General features: G+C 59.1%; 4 protein-coding genes and 2 pseudogenes. 1 reads left to right on the forward strand and 5 read right to left on the reverse strand.

Annotated elements, in window-relative coordinates:
* The first annotated feature begins 672 nt into the window (after window positions 1–672).
* Window positions 673–2,577 carry a methyl-accepting chemotaxis protein gene (locus JN403_RS05235; RefSeq protein ID WP_205485866.1) on the forward strand — a complete coding sequence of 635 codons (1,905 nt, stop codon included), beginning with the start codon at window positions 673–675 and terminating at the stop codon, window positions 2,575–2,577.
* A 57-nt stretch (window positions 2,578–2,634) separates the two neighbouring features.
* Here the strand turns inward: JN403_RS05235 and JN403_RS05240 are convergent, their stop codons facing one another.
* From JN403_RS05240 to JN403_RS05260, 5 genes and pseudogenes are all read right to left on the reverse strand, one after another.
* The gene (locus tag JN403_RS05240) at window positions 2,635–2,865 is read right to left on the reverse strand and encodes a hypothetical protein (RefSeq protein WP_205485867.1); all 231 of its coding nucleotides are present in this window, start codon (window positions 2,863–2,865) and stop codon (window positions 2,635–2,637) included.
* A gap of 55 nt (window positions 2,866–2,920) precedes the next feature.
* Window positions 2,921–7,088: pseudogene (locus JN403_RS05245) on the reverse strand (RHS repeat-associated core domain-containing protein).
* A gap of 794 nt (window positions 7,089–7,882) precedes the next feature.
* Window positions 7,883–11,896: pseudogene (locus JN403_RS05250) on the reverse strand (RHS repeat-associated core domain-containing protein); the annotation flags it as partial.
* Between the two features lie 73 nt (window positions 11,897–11,969).
* Entirely contained in the window at window positions 11,970–12,458 is a 489-nt protein-coding gene (locus JN403_RS05255) for a hypothetical protein (protein WP_205485868.1), read from the reverse strand.
* A 43-nt stretch (window positions 12,459–12,501) separates the two neighbouring features.
* Entirely contained in the window at window positions 12,502–16,683 is a 4,182-nt protein-coding gene (locus tag JN403_RS05260) for an RHS repeat-associated core domain-containing protein (RefSeq protein WP_205485869.1), read from the reverse strand.
* Window positions 16,684–16,688 lie beyond the last annotated feature (5 nt).

The following is a 16,688-nucleotide window of genomic DNA, read 5'->3' on the forward strand; positions in this document are numbered from 1 at the left end:
ACGCGCAGCATCACCTCAGAGCACTGCCTGGAAGAGACCGAGAGCAGTTGATCCAAGCCATTCCCGAGCGCGTGGAATGGGTCTGAAGCTGGTGCAGTCAGCCGGTATGCTGAAGTGAGCTTGTTGGATTCTAACCGCTTGCCAAGTCATAGTTCTGAACGGTAAAAACCTCGCGGGCTTTGTTAAGGGGGCTCAACTAAAGCGACAAGTGTGAGGGCTGATTTGTTCAATGCCGACGGCACTAAATATTCAAACTCAGAGTTGTTATGTGATTAGCGGGACCCACGCTCACTGGAAAGAGTAAGTGTCTTTGGTGTTTGGCTTAACTTCTACCATCCAGCGATGAAGAAGTTTCTTGACTGATCAGCTCGGAAAGGCCCAATCCTGCCGCTTTTGGTTTGGGCCAAACATAAGTCCACCCTGCCTGAGCCCAGCTGGATCCAAAGCCTCCGGGCCAAACTGCCGTCCGTCGATGTAACAAAAAAACGGCGAATAAATTGAACTTCTGGCTTGGGATAGTTTCGGCCATGAAAATATATTATTGGCCCTACAGCATCTAAAAAAGGTGCTTTTCCACTAAAGTTTCTTCGCGGGTGGCCGAATTTTATGGGGTTAGGAATGGCATGGAGTAGCCCTCTCCTATGTGAACACCTATAACTTTCAGAGGGCGCCATGTTAAAGAATATATTGATCAATATGACTGTCAGGTCGAAGCTCGTACTCGGATTCACCCTGGTGATCATATTTACTGTGCTTATCGCCTTCACGGGCTGGAGAGGAATCTCATCACTCAGCGAGCGGAGTGAGCGTGTGTCTGACATCGCCAAGCTCACAACGCTGACGCGGGACATGCGCATCGCCCGGCTGGTTTATGGCCAGAATTCCGACGACGCCAACGCTGCCACCTGGCTAAAAGCCTATGACAACCTAGACGCTCATTTGGCTTATTTGCGCCAGATTCTGGATTCCGATCTCAATATTCCCCATGTAAAGACGGCGACAGCCGCGATGACGGTCTATAAAGGTTTTTACAACGACATCATCAATGCGACCCATACGCGTGAAGCAAGTCGAGCCGTGTCTGGCAGCGCCGCCGATGAGGCCCTGGAGGTGCTGCTACGTTTAGCCACCCTCTCCAATTCGCCAGAGGGCACGTCCGCACAGCGAGATGCAATCGGGCAAGCACTGACGCTTTTTCAGAAAATGCGCTTTGATGTGCGTGGGTACACCTTCACGCTCAAGCCCGAAGCGCAGCAGTTGGCAATCGCTTCAATCGCCGCAGTCATGAACAACGTCCAATCCCTGCAAGCCGCCGGATTTCAACCTGATGCCATCAAGGGCCTCCAGGCTTCACTGAGTAAATACCAGGCCGCCATTGCTCAGTTTTCAGAAGCACAGGTCGCGATCAACCAGGGACAAGCAGGTATCACGAAAAACATCGAAGTCCTGCTGGCCTCCGCCGATCTGTTGGCACAGAACCAGGTCTCGCTGCGTATTGAGGACGTGGGTCAAGCCAACAAGATGTTGATCATATGGCTCAGCATTGCGCTCATCATCAGCGCACTGGCTGCATGGGTCATCACCCGCCTCATCGTGGGACCGCTTCGCGAGGCGCTGCAATTGGCTGATCGAGTAGCAAACGGCGATCTGACCTACAGCGAAGTCACGGTAAGACGAGATGAGCTGGGTCTGTTGCAAACCAGCATGCACAGAATGACCACAAATCTGCGGCAATTGATGGGTGGACTGCGTGATAGCGTCACCCAGATCGCGAGCGCTGCCGAACAGCTGTCGGCGGTGACCGAGCAGACCAGCGCGGGCGTTAACAGCCAGCGAACCGAAACTGATCAGGTCGCAACAGCCATGAACCAAATGGCCGCCACGGTTCAGGAAGTGGCGAGGAATGCAGAGCAGGCGTCAGATGCGGCGGTCAGCGCCTCCAAAGAAGCCCGCGATGGCGATGCAGTGGTCGCCAAGGCAGTGCTTCAGATCGAAAAGCTCGCAACCGAAGTGGGTCATTCGAAAACCGCCATGGATGAGCTCAAGCAAGAGAGCAACAAGATCGGCGGCGTGCTTGACGTGATCAAGGCTGTCGCCGAGCAAACCAACTTGCTGGCACTCAATGCCGCCATCGAAGCCGCGCGCGCTGGCGAAGCCGGACGGGGTTTTGCAGTTGTTGCGGACGAGGTGAGAAGCCTGGCGCAGCGCACCCAAGCGTCGACTGAAGAAATTGCGACATTGATCGGTGGTCTGCACAGCCGGACCGCACAGGTTGCGACCACCCTGGAAAACAGTCGCCTTCTGACTGACAACAGTGTGGAGCTGGCGCGGGATGCCGGGGCTTCGATCGGCAACATTAGTCGCTCCATTTCAACCATCGAGTCGATGAACCAGCAAATCGCGGCGTCCGCTGAAGAGCAAAGCGCAGTGGCTGAAGAGATAAACCGCAGTGTTCTCAGTGTGAGGGACATCTCCGAACAGACCGCTTCCGCGAGTGAACAGACAGCAGCTTCAAGCGTTGAGCTGGCGCGGTTGGGTGTGCATCTGCAGGGGTTGGTGAGCAAGTTTGTTGTATAACCGCCGGGTTAGTTAGGTGTAAGACCGTTGCGTAGCACCGGTCCTGTCCTCGCTGACTCAGCGCATGCCAAGCATGTGTTTCAGGCGCTGCAAAAAGGCTTCACAAGCGCTGTTTTCGTCGCTGAAGCGCTGCTCTTCGGCGCGCCATTCGCGCTCACTGTAGAAGATCGACCATCCCCCGTTTTCTTCGACCATGCAGAGCGCTTCGTCGTGGATTTCGCCGATGGCGTAGCTGTCGGCGGGGGCCTGGACGGTTTTCAGGTGTTCGGCCAATTCACGGCGATCCACATTTGCCTCCTTTTTTGACTTCTCCCAAGTGCCCGGAATCGAGATAGGACAGGACTCATTTATCCAGCTCGAACTGCCGCCCATAGCCCAGCTCGCCAAACCACGGCGCGATTTTGCTGGAGGATACGTTAGGGATCGGCTTCATGACCTCATAAACCGTGTACGGCTTGAGATGGGTGCCCGGCGGTAGCGCCCGCATGGTGTACGGGATGCCCACCGGCGAGGTGAACGTACCGCCTGGATAGCCGTAACGGTCGATGATCGCGCCCGGCTGCAGCGTGATGTTGTCGATGGGGCCGATGGCGCCACGGTTCGGCGGCCAGTACGGCACCAGGGCAGTGCTCAGGCCAAGCGGATCGACGTAGGTGATCGGGTTGGGCGAGTAGGCGTACAGGTTGAAACCGCCCTGCAAACCGATCGGGTCCTTGGTGGTGAAGCGGCCGATATCCGGATCGTAAAAGCGGAAGGTGTTGTAGTGCAGGCCGGTCTCGCGATCGAGGTACTGGCCCTGGAATCTGAGGTTCTGCTCTTCAATGAAATAGGGCTGCCGAACTTCCTCAACCGTGTTGCCCCATACCTGATAGCGGGCGCGCCAGAGGGTCTGGCCGTCGGGCTCGTGAAGCTGCTCGGGCATGCCGCTGAGGTCGTTCTGGTAATAACGAATGCGTTGCTGCGCGCCTGCTCCGTCGACGCGGGCCAGAGGCTCATGGGTTTCATCGGCGTACACGTACAGGCTGCTCAGGCTGTGTTTGTGCTCTTGCAGCAGGCGCAGGCCGTCCCACGTAAAACGGGTTTCTCCCAACAAATAACCCTGGCTGTCGCGTTCGGTTTTGGCGATGCGCCGACCCAGCGGATCGTATTGCATGCTGACCACGGTTTCACGCGCGCCGTCGTGAGTGCGGACCTCGATCAATCGATGTTCGGCGTCGTAGGCGAAGCGTTGCAGGCGTCGGCTGCCGCTGCGCTTCTCGACCATCCGGCCAGAGGCGTCATAGCGATAGCGCTTGTCCTGCCAGGTCAACAGCTTGTTGTTGACCACATACCCGCCGGGGTGCGCAGGATCGAGCAGATTGGCGGCAGCGTCGTAAGCGAAGGTTTCGCGCTGGCCCTCTACGCTGTCCTGGCTGGCGAGAATGCGTGCTGTCGCGTCGTAGTGCATCAGATGACGATAGTTGCCGGCTGGTTGGCGCTCGAATTGGCCGATCAGATTGTTGCTCGGGTCGTACTCGAAGTGCTGCTGTTCAGGCGCCGGCAGTTGCGACGGCTGATCGATGGGTCGATGCAATCGCGAGCGCAGTCGGCCGGTGCGGTCGAAGTCCTGACGCAGGCACATGTGCCCCTGCGTGCGCAGCACTTCACGATGCAGGCGATCACGCTCGAAGTCGCTGACGACATGGCCATCGAGGTTGATCTGATGCAGATGTCCACTGCCGTAATACAGCCGGTTCAACCAGCGCCCGTCAGGCAGTTGGGTCTGGATCAGATTGCCCAGTTCGTCGTACTGATGATTCAGCGTGCCTGCCGCACTCTGTTCGCTCTGTAGCTGACCTGCGGCGTTGTACCTGAACGTCAGGGCATCCTGAGTGCCGTCGCGGCCGATGAAGAGGGCCGAGCACATCTGATCCAGCGCGTTGTACTGGTACTCGGTGCGACCGTCGTCAGTGATCTTGGCGATCAGGCGTCCGACCGCATCGCGCTCAAGCTGATGAATGATCAGCGGCGCAGGGCTGTCAGGTACGAGCGCCAGGCCCGAACCATGGGGCGCGGGAATATAGGCAACCCGAATGACATTATTCAGCGCGTCGTAGGTGTAACGGCGGGCGCTGCCATCCAGATCGAGCTGTTCAATCAGGCGGTCGTTGGCGTCCCAGCTGAAGCGGTAATCCTCGCCGTTCTCATTGGTCAGCGTTTGCAGTCGCCCGAAAGCGTCGTAGAGAAACTCAACTTGTCTGCCGTGAGCATCGATGCGCAGCCGGACCTTGCCCCGGCGGTCGTACTGATAACGGCTGCTATGTCCGGCCGGGTCAACGTAGTCCGTTAACTGGCCGCTGGCGCTGCGTTGATACTGCTGGGTTCGCCCGTCGGCCAGCACGTAATTGATCAGATGCCCCTGAGCGTCGTAGGCCAGTTGCGTTCGCTCGCCCAGTGCATCGGTGATGCTGACCAGTTGGCCTCGTGGGTCGTACTGATAGCGCGTCGGATAGCCCGAGCAGTCGATGTGTTCGGTCAGTTGCCCGAAGTCATTCCAGCGCAGGGTTTTGCTCTTGCCGCTGGCGTCGATGACTTCGATCACCTTGCCGTGAGCGTCGTGGCGATAACGCGTAACGTGCCCCAGCGGATCGATTTCATGCGTACGATTGCCGCGCTGATCGTAGCGGTAACGCCAGGCATTGCCCGCGCTGTCGGTCTCAGTCAGCGGCAGCGGCCAGTGTTCCAGCCACAGGGTGGACTCGCTGCGGCCCAGCGGATCGAGGGTCGAGCACAGGTTTCCGGCGTCGTCGTAAGAGTATTGCCACTGCCCGTCCTGTGGGTCGATGGCGCAGAGCAACTGGCGTTCGTCGTTCCACTCAAAGCGCCAGACCTGATTCAGGTTATCGCTGTATTCGGTGATCTGATGCTGTGAATTCCAGCGTCGCGTGCTGACGCGATTCAGGTTGTCGGTGACGTGAGTGATGCCTGCGTTAAGGTCGTAGTCGAAGCGATACTCGTCGCCCTCATCGGTCCAGTGCCGCGACACCCGCCACTCGTTGGCAAAACGTTCCCACTGGTAAAAGCAGCGCAGGCCGGTCGCGAGTTGATGCTCGCTCATGCGCAGCCCCTCGTCGTAGGCGAAGCGGCGCTGTGTGACCCCTAGCGTGTTGCGGACCTCGATCAGCTGGCCACGAGCGTCGTAGCTGTAATGGGTCAGCAGCTCATTGGGGTGATCCGCAATGACCCGCTCGATGCGCTCTACCCGACGTGGATGAGTGGCGGCATAACTCAGCGTAAGCCGGGGTTGTTCGAAGGTGTCGCGCAGTTGAATCAGCCGACCCTGTTCGTCGTAATCGAGGTAAATGCGGTTGTCGTTGCGGTCGCCCAACTGGCTGAGGCGAAGCTGGCTCGGGTTCGCTTGCGTGGGTTCAAACAGCCGGTATAAACCCTCTTCGCTTTCGATCAGCAACTGGCCGTTGCCATGGCGTCGCACGCTCAGGCCTTCGCCAGCGCTGTACGTCGCCTGACCCGGCGCAATCAAGCCCAGGTCGATGCTTCGACCCTGCTCGTCGGTATAGATCAACCGCTCGCCGCCCTCGGGGTGCGGCTCGATCTGCACGCTGACTTCGAAGCGCACACTCCAGCCGACACCGAACAAGCCGTCGCGTCGCTCATCGCGGCTGTTGTAAACGCGCTGCCAGTGAATGGGCAGCAGCGCAGGCAAGACGCAATCCAGATCATCCTCGCCGCCAAGCACCTTGGCGCCCGTGGCCGCGTGCACCGGATTGGGCGATGCGCTGGTGGCGCGGGTCAGCGCACCGATGGCCATGCTGGTGGCGAAGGACGTGGCGCCCGCGAGCAGCATGCACGGCAGGTTGCTGATGAACTTGCCTTTACCGCCCTTGAGCATCAACAGCGCCGCAATCGCCAGACCGATGCCCGGCGTCTTACCGCTGCGAATCTCGCGCACCACCACCTTGCCACCGCCGATGCGCACGTTCGGCGAAATCAGCCCCGACGACACGACCGTTGCATCGCAGGTGCTGCGATCACCGCTGCGCACGGCAGGCTGGCCGTTAATGGTCACCTTCTCCGAACCCTCGGCGAGGAACTGCGGCGGCATCGGTGGATGGCGCGTGCAGAGCACCAGATCAAGCGGCTTTGGCACCACGCCCGGGGCCGGAGTCGCCACCGTTGACGAATGTGTCGGTCGAGCCAGTGAGGATATTGGCCTGCACCGTGGGCGGGAACAGGCCGTTGCCAATGTCCTCGCATAACGAACTCAGCCCCTTGTCGGCCCCGGTTTTGCTCATGGCAACGCCGACAATCACCCCAATCACCGCGCCCAACACACACGCCCCGATCCCGCCGGTCGCCACGGTAATCCCCGTCGCCGCTACTACGGCAGCAGTGGCCAGCGCTGTGATCGCCACGTTAGCCGCAACCTCAAGCACACCGCCGAGGATGTCAGCCATCATCGAGGTGTGGGAAAGGGCGTCGCCCAGGCGGGCTGCGTAGAGGGGGTTAGACATTTATTATTTAAGTCATAAGAATGGAAAGTTGATGAACTACAGCTTTTTTACTTTCCAGACGCGAGTAGCAGCGGTGAAAGAAAGTCCTTTAAAAAAACGGCCAACCTATTCACTTCCTCCCATACATAGACGCGAGCTGAGCTAAATACTATGGAGCTGTCTTGGTTCGAAATCTCTAAAAAATAGTGGTCCTTTTCGTAATCGTAGGAGCCATCATTTTTTAATGCATAGCGAGCGGGGCGCATCGTAATTACGCAATCGTCTGCGAGATATACCGTTTTCTCAAGCTCGGCCGCATCTTGATTCCATGGGTTTTTTCTGACCGTATCGAGTATTGATGTTCATCACGTAGAACGGTGTACCAGTAAGGCTCTACCTTATCCTCTAAAGCTTTTTCCAGATTTGAACTGGAGCGTACAACCAGCTTTTTCATATCAGTAATCCAAATGAAGGTTGGATGTGATGCCTTGCTCATTATTCCAGGCGTTCACATGAGGGCCTGCTCCCAGTTGGGGATGGCCAGGTGAGTCATCCCTCCATCCGGACGTCTCTGACTGGTTTTTCATCCCTATCCTTCCTTGAGAGTTTTTCCACGAGGGTGGCCCTCCTCGGAATTCTGCTTTGGTAATTGGCAGAGGTCTCGAGCCCAAGTTGCCAGCAATTTCTGACGCAGCCTGACGCGCAGCACGTCGGTTAGGCATTTTGTATCTGTTCTCGCCAGCCGTAACACCACCATGTCTCTTGATAATCGACTCGGCATGAGCTTGAGCCTTAGTGTCCCGGAAGCAAGGCTTCCATCCCAGAGGATCCACCCACCCAACCGGATTCGGCGCGTACTGATAGAGATTAATCCCACCCGCCAACCCAATCGGATCCGGCGTCGTGAACCTTCCCACGTCCGGGTCGTAAAACCTGAAGGTGTTGTAATGCAGTCCGGTTTCGCGATCAAGGTATTGGCCCTGAAATCTGAGATTCTGTTCCTCGATGAAATACGGCTCGCGGACCTCTTCGGCGGTGTTGCCCCAGACCTGATAACGCGCCTGCCAAACGACATGCCCGTCAGATTCGGTCAGCTGCTCGGGCAGGCCGTTGAGGTCGTTGTGGTAGTAGCGAATTTTTTGCAGGGCGCCGCTGCCGTCGATGCGGGCGAGGGGTTCGTGGCTGCCGTCGGCATAGACGTACAGGCTGGTCAGGCTGTTGCGTTGTTCTTGCAGCAGGCGCAGACCGTCCCAGGTGAAGCGGGTTTCGCCGAGTAATTGGCCGTTTCGGTCGTGTTCGCTTTTGCCGATGCGTCGGCCCAGCGGGTCGTAGCTCATGCGCACGACGTGGCCGTTGGGGTTGTGCACTTCGGTCAAACGGCTGTCAGCGTTGTAGGCAAACCGTTGGGTGCCGTGGCGGGCGCTGCGCTTTTCGATCATCCGCCCGAAGCCGTCGTAGCGATAACGCTTGTCCTGATACGTCAGCAGTCTGTTGTGCACGACCCGCCCGGCACCGGATTGCGGGCCGTCGAGCAGGTTGGCGGCGGCGTCGTAGGCGAAGGTTTCGCTGTTTCCCTGAAGGTTGTCCTGACTGGCCATGATCCGTGCCGTGGCGTCGTAGTGCAGCAGCGTTCGCTGGTCACGCTGGCGGTTGCGATTCAGTCGTCCGATCAGGTTGTCGGCGGGATCGTATTCAAATTCCCTGCTCGATTCGGCAGGCAATTGCGGCGGTTGATGCGTGGCCCGACGTAACCGGGAACGCAGACGCCCCGTGCGGTCGTACTGGCTGCGCGTGCTGATCTGCCCTTGGCTGCGCAGCACCTCGCGATGCAGGCGATCACGCTCGAAGTCGCTGATGACCTGCCCGTCGAGATTGATCTGGTGCAGATGACCGCTGCCGTAATGCAGGCGATTGAGCCAGCGGCTGTCGGGCAGTTGCGTCTGAGTCAGATTCCCCAGTTCGTCGTAGTGATGCTGCAACGTGCCAGCCGCCCTGTGCTCGCTGAGCAACTGCCCCATCGCATCGTAGGCAAACCCCAGCGTCTGTTGCTGACCAAGCTCATCGGCAAACGCGACTTCAGTCAGCTGATCCAGCAGGTCATAGCGGTACTCAGTGCGCCCGTCGGCAGTGACCTTGGCGATCAGGCGACCCGCCCCGTCGCGCTCCAGTGAGTGAACAATCGAATCCGCAACACGCTGGGTTTCATCAGGCGCAGGCAACTGCTCTACGCGAACCGGATGACTCAGCGCGTCGTAGCCATAGCGCCGCTGGCTGCCATGCAGATCCTGCTGAGTCACCAGCCGATCAGCGGCATCCCAGACAAAGCGATAACTCTCGCCATTCTCGTTGGTCAGCGCCTGCAGTCGGCCATAGGCGTCGTAGCTGAACTGCACCTGGCGATTGTGGGCGTCGAGGCGTTGTCGCACCTGACCCCGGCGGTCGTACTCATAGCTCGTGGTATGGCCGGCCGGGTCGGTATAACCGGTGAGCAATCCGCTGGCATCACGCACGTAGTGTTCAGCCCGACCGTCCGCCAGTTGACTGTGCAACAGCCGCCCCTGCGCGTCGTGCTGATAAAGCGTGCGCTCCCCGAGCGCGTCGGTGATGCCCTGCAGGTAACCGCGTTGGTCATAACTGAAGGCCGTCGGATAACCCGAGCAATCCACGTGTTCGATCAATTGACCGAATTCATTCCAGCGCAGCTGTTTGCGCTTACCGATGGCGTCGATGACCTCGATCACCTGGCCACGCCCGTCGTAGCGATAGCGCGTGACATGCCCCAGCGGGTCGGTTTCGTGGGTGCAATTGCCACGCGGGTCGTAGCGGTATTGCCAACGGTTGCCGGCAGCGTCGGTTTCGACCAAGGGCAACGACCAGTGCTCCAGCCAGACCGTCGAGTCGCTGCGCCCCAGCGGATCTTGCGTCGCGCTGAGGTTTCCGGCGTCGTCGAAGCTGTACGATCACTGTCCGCCTAAAGGATCGGTCGCGCTGAGCAACTGGCGCTCGTCGTTCCAGCCAAACCGCCAGGTCTGTCCGAGATTGTCGGTGTACTCGGTGATCTGGTGCTGACTGTTCCACAGGCGCGTGCTGCGCCGGTTCAGGCTGTCGGTGATCTGCGTGCTGCCAGCACCCAGGTCATAGTCGAAGCGGTACTCATCGCCCTCGTCAGTCCAGTGATGAACCACGCGCCATTCGCGCCCATCAATCAGCGCCCATTCATAAAAGCAGCGCAAGCCGGTCGGCAGTTGATGCTCGACCATGCGCCGCCTGCTGTCGTAAGCAAAACGTCGCTGTACCGCTCCAAGCGCATCGCGTACCTCGGCCAGATCGCCGACAGCGTCGTACGCATAGCTCGCCAGAACTTCCCGGGTTTGATCGCCAAACAAGCGCTCGACACGTTCCACCCGACGCGGCCATTGCGCCGAATACACCAGCGATACGCATAAAGCGTCGACGGTGTCGCGCAGTTGAATCAGCCGACCTTCAGCGTCGTAATCCAGATAAATGCGGTTGTCGTTGCGGTCGCCCAACTGAGTCAGGCGCAGCAACGAAGAATCGCTTGAAGTCGGATCAAACAGCCGATAAACCCCGTCCTCGCTCTCGATCAGCAACTGGCCATTGCCATGCCGCTTCACGGCCAGCCCTTCCCCCGCGCTGAATACCGCGCCGCCGAGCGGGATCGACCCCATGTCGATGCTGCGCGCCTGCTCATCGATGTAGATCAGCCGTTCGCCACCCTCCGGGTGGGCTTCGATGCGCACACTTACCTCGAATGCCACGCTCCAGCCCGCGCCGAACAGGCCATCGCGGCGCTCGTCACGGCTGCTGTAAAAACGCTGCCACTCAATGGGCAGGATGCCCGGCAGCACGAAGTCCAGCTCTTCAACACCGCCGAGGACTTTGGCGCCGGTGGCGGCATGCACCGGGTTTGGCGAACCGGCGATGGCGTTGGTCAACGCGCCCATGGCCGAACTGACGACGAACGAGTTCACACCGCTAAGCAGCATGCACGGCAGGTTGCTGAGGAACTTGCCTTTGCTGCCCTTGAGCATCATCAGTGCAGTGATCGCCAGGCCCACCCCGGGCGTCTTGCCGCTGCGGATTTCCCGCACTACCACCTTGCCGCCGCCGATGCGCACGTTGGGTGAGATGAGGCCAGAGGACACGACGGTCGCGTCGCAGGTACTGCGGTCGCCGCTGCGCACGGCGGGCTGCCCGTTGATGGTGACCTTGTCCGAACCTTCGGCGAGCATCTGGGGCGGCATCGGCGGGTGCCGCGTGCAGAGCACCAGGTCCAGGGGCTTGGGCACGACGCCAGGTCCGGGCGTCGCGACAGTGGGGCGCCACATCTGCGCGAAGAAGCCCTTGGCCATGTCGAGAAAGCCCGTTTCCTCCAGGGATTCGGGCTCCTCGGCTTCTGCACTATCAGGTGAGCCCGCTGGCACCAGCGTCGACGGCACGCTCCCTGCCGCCCGCGCGGCGGGAATGCCGTTGATGAAGGTGTCGGTGGAGCCGGTCGTAATAGTGGCCTGAGGCGTGGGCGGGAACAGGCCGTTGCCGATGTCCTCGCACAACGAACTGAGGCCCTTGTCGGCGCCGGTTTTGCTCATCACCACGCCGACAACCAGTCCGACCACCGCGCCCAGCACGCAGGCGCCGATGCCGCCAGTGGCTACGGTAATCCCCGTTGCCGCGACCACCGCAGCGGTGGCCAGCGCGCCGATGGCGACGTTGGCGGCCACTTCCAGCACGCCGCCGAGGATGTCGGCCATCATTGAGGTGTGCGATAAGGCATCGCCCACCCGAGCAGCCCAGAGTGCGTCAGTCATTCACGGCACTCATGAAAAACACTCTGCGGGGCGTCTTCGTGCCATGTGCCCCATAAGGCAACGACAGCACGCGTTACACCTTACTCAACAGCTTGCTGAACTGAGTCAGCAGTTTCAGCCACTGATCGTACGAGACGCCCACAATGAAGTAATCGCCAAGCCATTTCACATGACATCGGCTGATCAACTGCTTCGCAGCGTCCTGTCGCGCGCTCAATGATGCGGTCTCGTTGAGCACGGCATCGGTCAGTTGGCGGACTTCATCGGCTTCTTTCTGAAAAGACGATTGCGTCAGATGATCGCAAATCAAATCGCTGCATGCCCGTATGTTCATAGTCGCGTCGTTGCTCCTGTGTATCTGCCCCCGGAGGTGACGACCTGCCACCCCCGCCAGTTTTGTCTGCCCCCACTGAAGTTGCGGGGCCACTTTTCCTTCGAGCAACACCTGATCTTTGGTCAGCGCAATATTACCTTCATACGTTGCGGAGTTGTTCGGCGGGAGCGCCAGATTGGCACGCCTGTCAGCGGCCGTTGCGCCTGCTGAGCCGCGTGTCACAAACACCTGAGAAGCTGCCCCGGGCGTGTCCTCCGTGATCGTAAAAACATCACCTTTTTTCCGCGTGTCGCGTAGATCTGGCCCTCGAAACTGTCGACCGTTTCTTGCTGACTTTTTTGTCACGACCGCGACTTTTTAAAAGCTTGCGTGCGGAGTTGCGTGAAATTGCAGTTTTTCCGCCCGAGGAGCATGACCAGCCAAGCGGGTCGACCCACGCCAAAGGATTGGGTGCGTACGCGTAAAGATTTAGACCACCCGCCAGGCCGATAGGGTCGGGCGTGGTGAAGCGTCCGATGTCCGGATCGTAGAAGCGAAAGGTGTTGTAGTGCAGACCGATCTCACGATCCAGGTATTGGCCCTGAAAGCGCAGGTTCTGCTCTTCGATGAAGTAAGGCTCACGGACCTCTTCAAGCGTGTTACCCCATACCTGATAACGCGCCTGCCATACCGAGTGTCCATCAGCTTCGCTGAGTTGTTCGGGAAGACCATTCACATTGTTGTGGTAGTAGCGTACTTTCTGCAGTGTGCCGCTGCCATCAATGCGCGCCAGGGGTTCATGACTGTCGTCGGCATACAGGTAAAGGCTGGTCTGACTGTGTCGATGTTCTTGCAACAAGCGCAGGCGGTCCCAGACGAAAAGGGTTTCGCTTAACGCGTATCCCCGAGGGTCGCGTTCGATCTTGGCCGTGCGCCGACCTAACGGGTCGTAGGCCATCTGTACGATTGTTTCTAGGTTCCCTCGCTGCGTGCACACCGTGATTAATCGATGTTCGGCGTCGTAGCCGAAACGCTGAACCTGAAATTTTCCGACGCGTTTCTCGATCAGGCGTCCCCAGGCGTCATATCGGTAGCGCTTGTCCTGATAGGTCAACAGTCGGTTGTGAACGATCAAGCCCGTTACGCGTGGGCCGTCGAGCAGGTTGGCTGCGGCGTCGTAGGCGAATGTCTCATGCTGGCCGTGCACACTCTCCTGGCTGGCAACAATACGACCGGTTGCGTCGTAATGCACACGCTGGTTCTGCGTCACATTGGTTTGGCGATCCAGGCGGCCAACGAGGTTATTGCCCGGATCGTAATCAAAATGCTGCTGGGCCGGAGCCGGCAGTTGTGAGGGCTGGTTGGCTCTGCGGGTAAGGCGTGAGCGCAGGCGGGCACCACGGTCATAATCGCTAACGGTCAGCATCTGCCCTTGGGTGCGGGAGACTTCCCGGTGCAGGCGGTCACGCTCGAAGTCACTGATGACCAGCCCGTCCAGATTAATCTGGTGCAAATGCCCGCTGCCGTAATACAGGTTGTTCAACCAACGACCGTCGGGCAGCTCCATCTGAGCCAGGTTGCCGAGCTCGTCGTAATGATGCCGCAGATTCCCTGCCGCACTGCTCTGCTCCAGCAGTTGGCCGAGCGGATCGTAAGCAAACTTCAGTGCCTGAGTCTGGCCTTTGCGGTCGGTAAAACTCACACCAAGCAGTTGATCCAACGGATCGTATTGGTATTCATAACGCCCGTCATCGGTGGTTTTGGCAAGCATGCGGCCGACCGCGTCGCGCTCGAAACGATGGACGATCGGTGAGAGCGCCGCAGTCGGCACCACGGCCATGCCGTTACCTTGAGGGGCGGGTATATCTTCGGTCTGCACAACATTGTTCAGCGCATCGTAAGCATAGCGCCGAGCACTGCCGTCGAGGTTTTGCTGCACGGTCAGGCGGTCGCCCGAGTCCCATGCAAAACGGTAGTGTTCACCGTTCTCATTGGTCAGCTGCAGAAGGCGGCCGAAGCTGTCATAACGGAAGTGCACCGTACGGCCATGGGCGTCGATGCGTCGACTCACCTGGCCACGCCGATCGTAGTGATAAACGGTCGAGTGCCCAGCCGGGTCGATAACGGCGGTCAATTGACCGCCAGGGTTTCGCTGGTAGTGCTGAGTCCGACCATCAGGGGTGCGTGTCAGCGACATCCTACCGAGTTCATCGTGCTCATATTCGATGCGTTCGCCCGTCGCATCGATTTTCGCGCAGAGCATGCCGCGTACGTTGTACTCAAGGCGTGTCGGATAACCCGAACAGTCAACATGCTCGATCAGTTGACCCAGTGTGTTCCATCTCAAATAGTTGTGTTTACCGCTGGCATCAATGATCTCTATAGGTTTCCCACATGCGTCATATCGATAACGTGTGGTGTGCCCCAACGGATCAGTTTCGTGAGTACGGTTGCCGCGTGCGTCGTATCGGTAGCGCCAGCTGTGCCCTGCGCTATTGGTTTCTGTCAGTGGAAGTGCCCAGTGTGAAAGCCAGACGATCGATTCGCTTCTGCCCATAGGGTCAGTTGACTGGCAGAGGTTTCCGAAGTCATCGTAACTGTATTGCCATTGCCCTCCTGCAGGGTCCACAGCCCTCGTAAGGTGGCGTTCATCGTCCCAGTCGAAGCGCCAGATCTGCCCAAGGTTATCGGTGTGCTCTGTGATTTGAAGGTCGATATTCCAACGTCGCATGCTGGTACGATTCAGGCTGTCGTGGATACGCAAGCTGGCGTTATCCAGATCGTAGTCGAAGGTGTACGCGTCTCCGTCATCGGTCCAATGTCGGATGACGCGCGAATGCTCGTCCTCGAACACTTTCCAGTCATAGAAGCAGCGCAGCCCTATCGGCAACTGGTGTTCGATCATCCTGCGCGCGTTGTCGTAGACGAAGCGCCGTTGCTGATGCCCTTTCACGTCACGTACAACGGCCAGGTCACCCTGAATGTCTTGCTCGTAGCTGATCAGTAGCTCGCGGGTTTGGTCGGGGTATATCCGCTCGACGCAGTGCAGTCGTCCGGGCCACTGGGTTGCGTAAGTCAGCTCGGCCGTGCACTGCCCGGAGCCGTCGCGAAGGCGGGCTATTCTCCCTTGGTCGTCGTAGTCGATGTGAATCCGATTGTCATTGCGATCACCCAGCGTGCTCAGGCGCAGCAAAGACCCATCGCCAGGCTCGAACAGGCGGTACAGTCCGTCGTCGCTTTCGATGAGCAACTGTCCATTGCCATGGCGTCGGACATTAAGCCCCTCGCCGCTGCTATAGACCGCGCTGCCCGGGGCGACCCAGCCAATGTCAATTCGTCGACCTTGCTCGTCGGTGTAGATCAGTGTGTGTCCGCCATCGACATGCAGAACCGTTTCTACACTCACTTCAAAAGCGACACTCCAGCCCGCACCGAAGATTCCATTGCGGCGCTTATCGCGGCTGTTGTAAACACGCTGCCACGTGATCGGCAATACACCTGGCAGAATGAAATCCAGGTCGTCGATGTCGCCCAGTACTTTGGCGCCGGTCGCCGCATGTACGGGGTTGGTGGCGGCGACAATTGCATTGCTGGCGGCACTGATTGCCGCGCTGGTCACGAACGAATTTGCTCCCGCCATGAGCATGCAAGGCAGGTTGCTGATAAATTTTCCCTTGCTGCCTTTAAGCATCATCAGCGCGGTAATCGCCAAGCCTATGCCCGGTGTCTTGCCGCTGCGGATTTCGCGCACCACCACTTTGCCGCCGCCAATGCGCACGTTCGGTGAGATCAGGCCGGATGAAACAACGGTGGCATCGCACGTACTGCGGTCGCCGCTGCGCACCGCAGGTTGTCCATTGATGGTGACTTTTTCTGAGCCTTCGGCAAGGAACTGAGGAGGCATGGGTGGATGGCGCTTACAGACCACCAGATCCAGTGGCTTGGGCACAACGCCAGGGCCCGGTGTCGCCACGGTAGGGCGCCATAGCTGAGAGAAGAAGCCCTGAGCCATGTCCAGAAAGGTCGGCTCTTCTTGTGCCTGCTCCTCCGGGGCGGTAACGTTTTCACTGAGTACGGACCCACTTGGCACAAGCGTTGAAGGCACGCTCCCTGCCGCCCGCGCGGCGGGAATGCCATTGATGAAGGTGTCGGTGGAGCCGGTCGTAATAGTGGCCTGAGGCGTGGGCGGGAACAGGCCGTTGCCGATGTCCTCGCACAACGAACTGAGGCCCTTGTCGGCGCCGGTTTTGCTCATCACCACGCCGACAACCAATCCGACCACCGCGCCCAGCACGCAGGCGCCGATGCCGCCAGTGGCCACCGTAATCCCCGTCGCCGCGACCACCGCAGCGGTCGCCAGTACGCCGATGGCAATGTTGGCTGCCACTTCCAGCACGCCGCCGAGAATGTCGGCCATCATTGAGGTGTGCGACAACGCATCGCCAACCCGAGCGGCCCAGAGTGCGTCAGACATTCACG

The sequence above is a fragment of the Pseudomonas sp. 15A4 genome (assembly GCF_016925575.1).
Classification (GTDB): domain Bacteria; phylum Pseudomonadota; class Gammaproteobacteria; order Pseudomonadales; family Pseudomonadaceae; genus Aquipseudomonas.

Coding starts and splice junctions, on each gene's coding strand:
- JN403_RS05235 (WP_205485866.1), top strand. CDS start 673: ATGTTAAAGAATATATTGATCAATATGACTGTCAGGTCGAAGCTCGTA.
- JN403_RS05260 (WP_205485869.1), bottom strand. CDS start 16,683: ATGTCTGACGCACTCTGGGCCGCTCGGGTTGGCGATGCGTTGTCGCAC.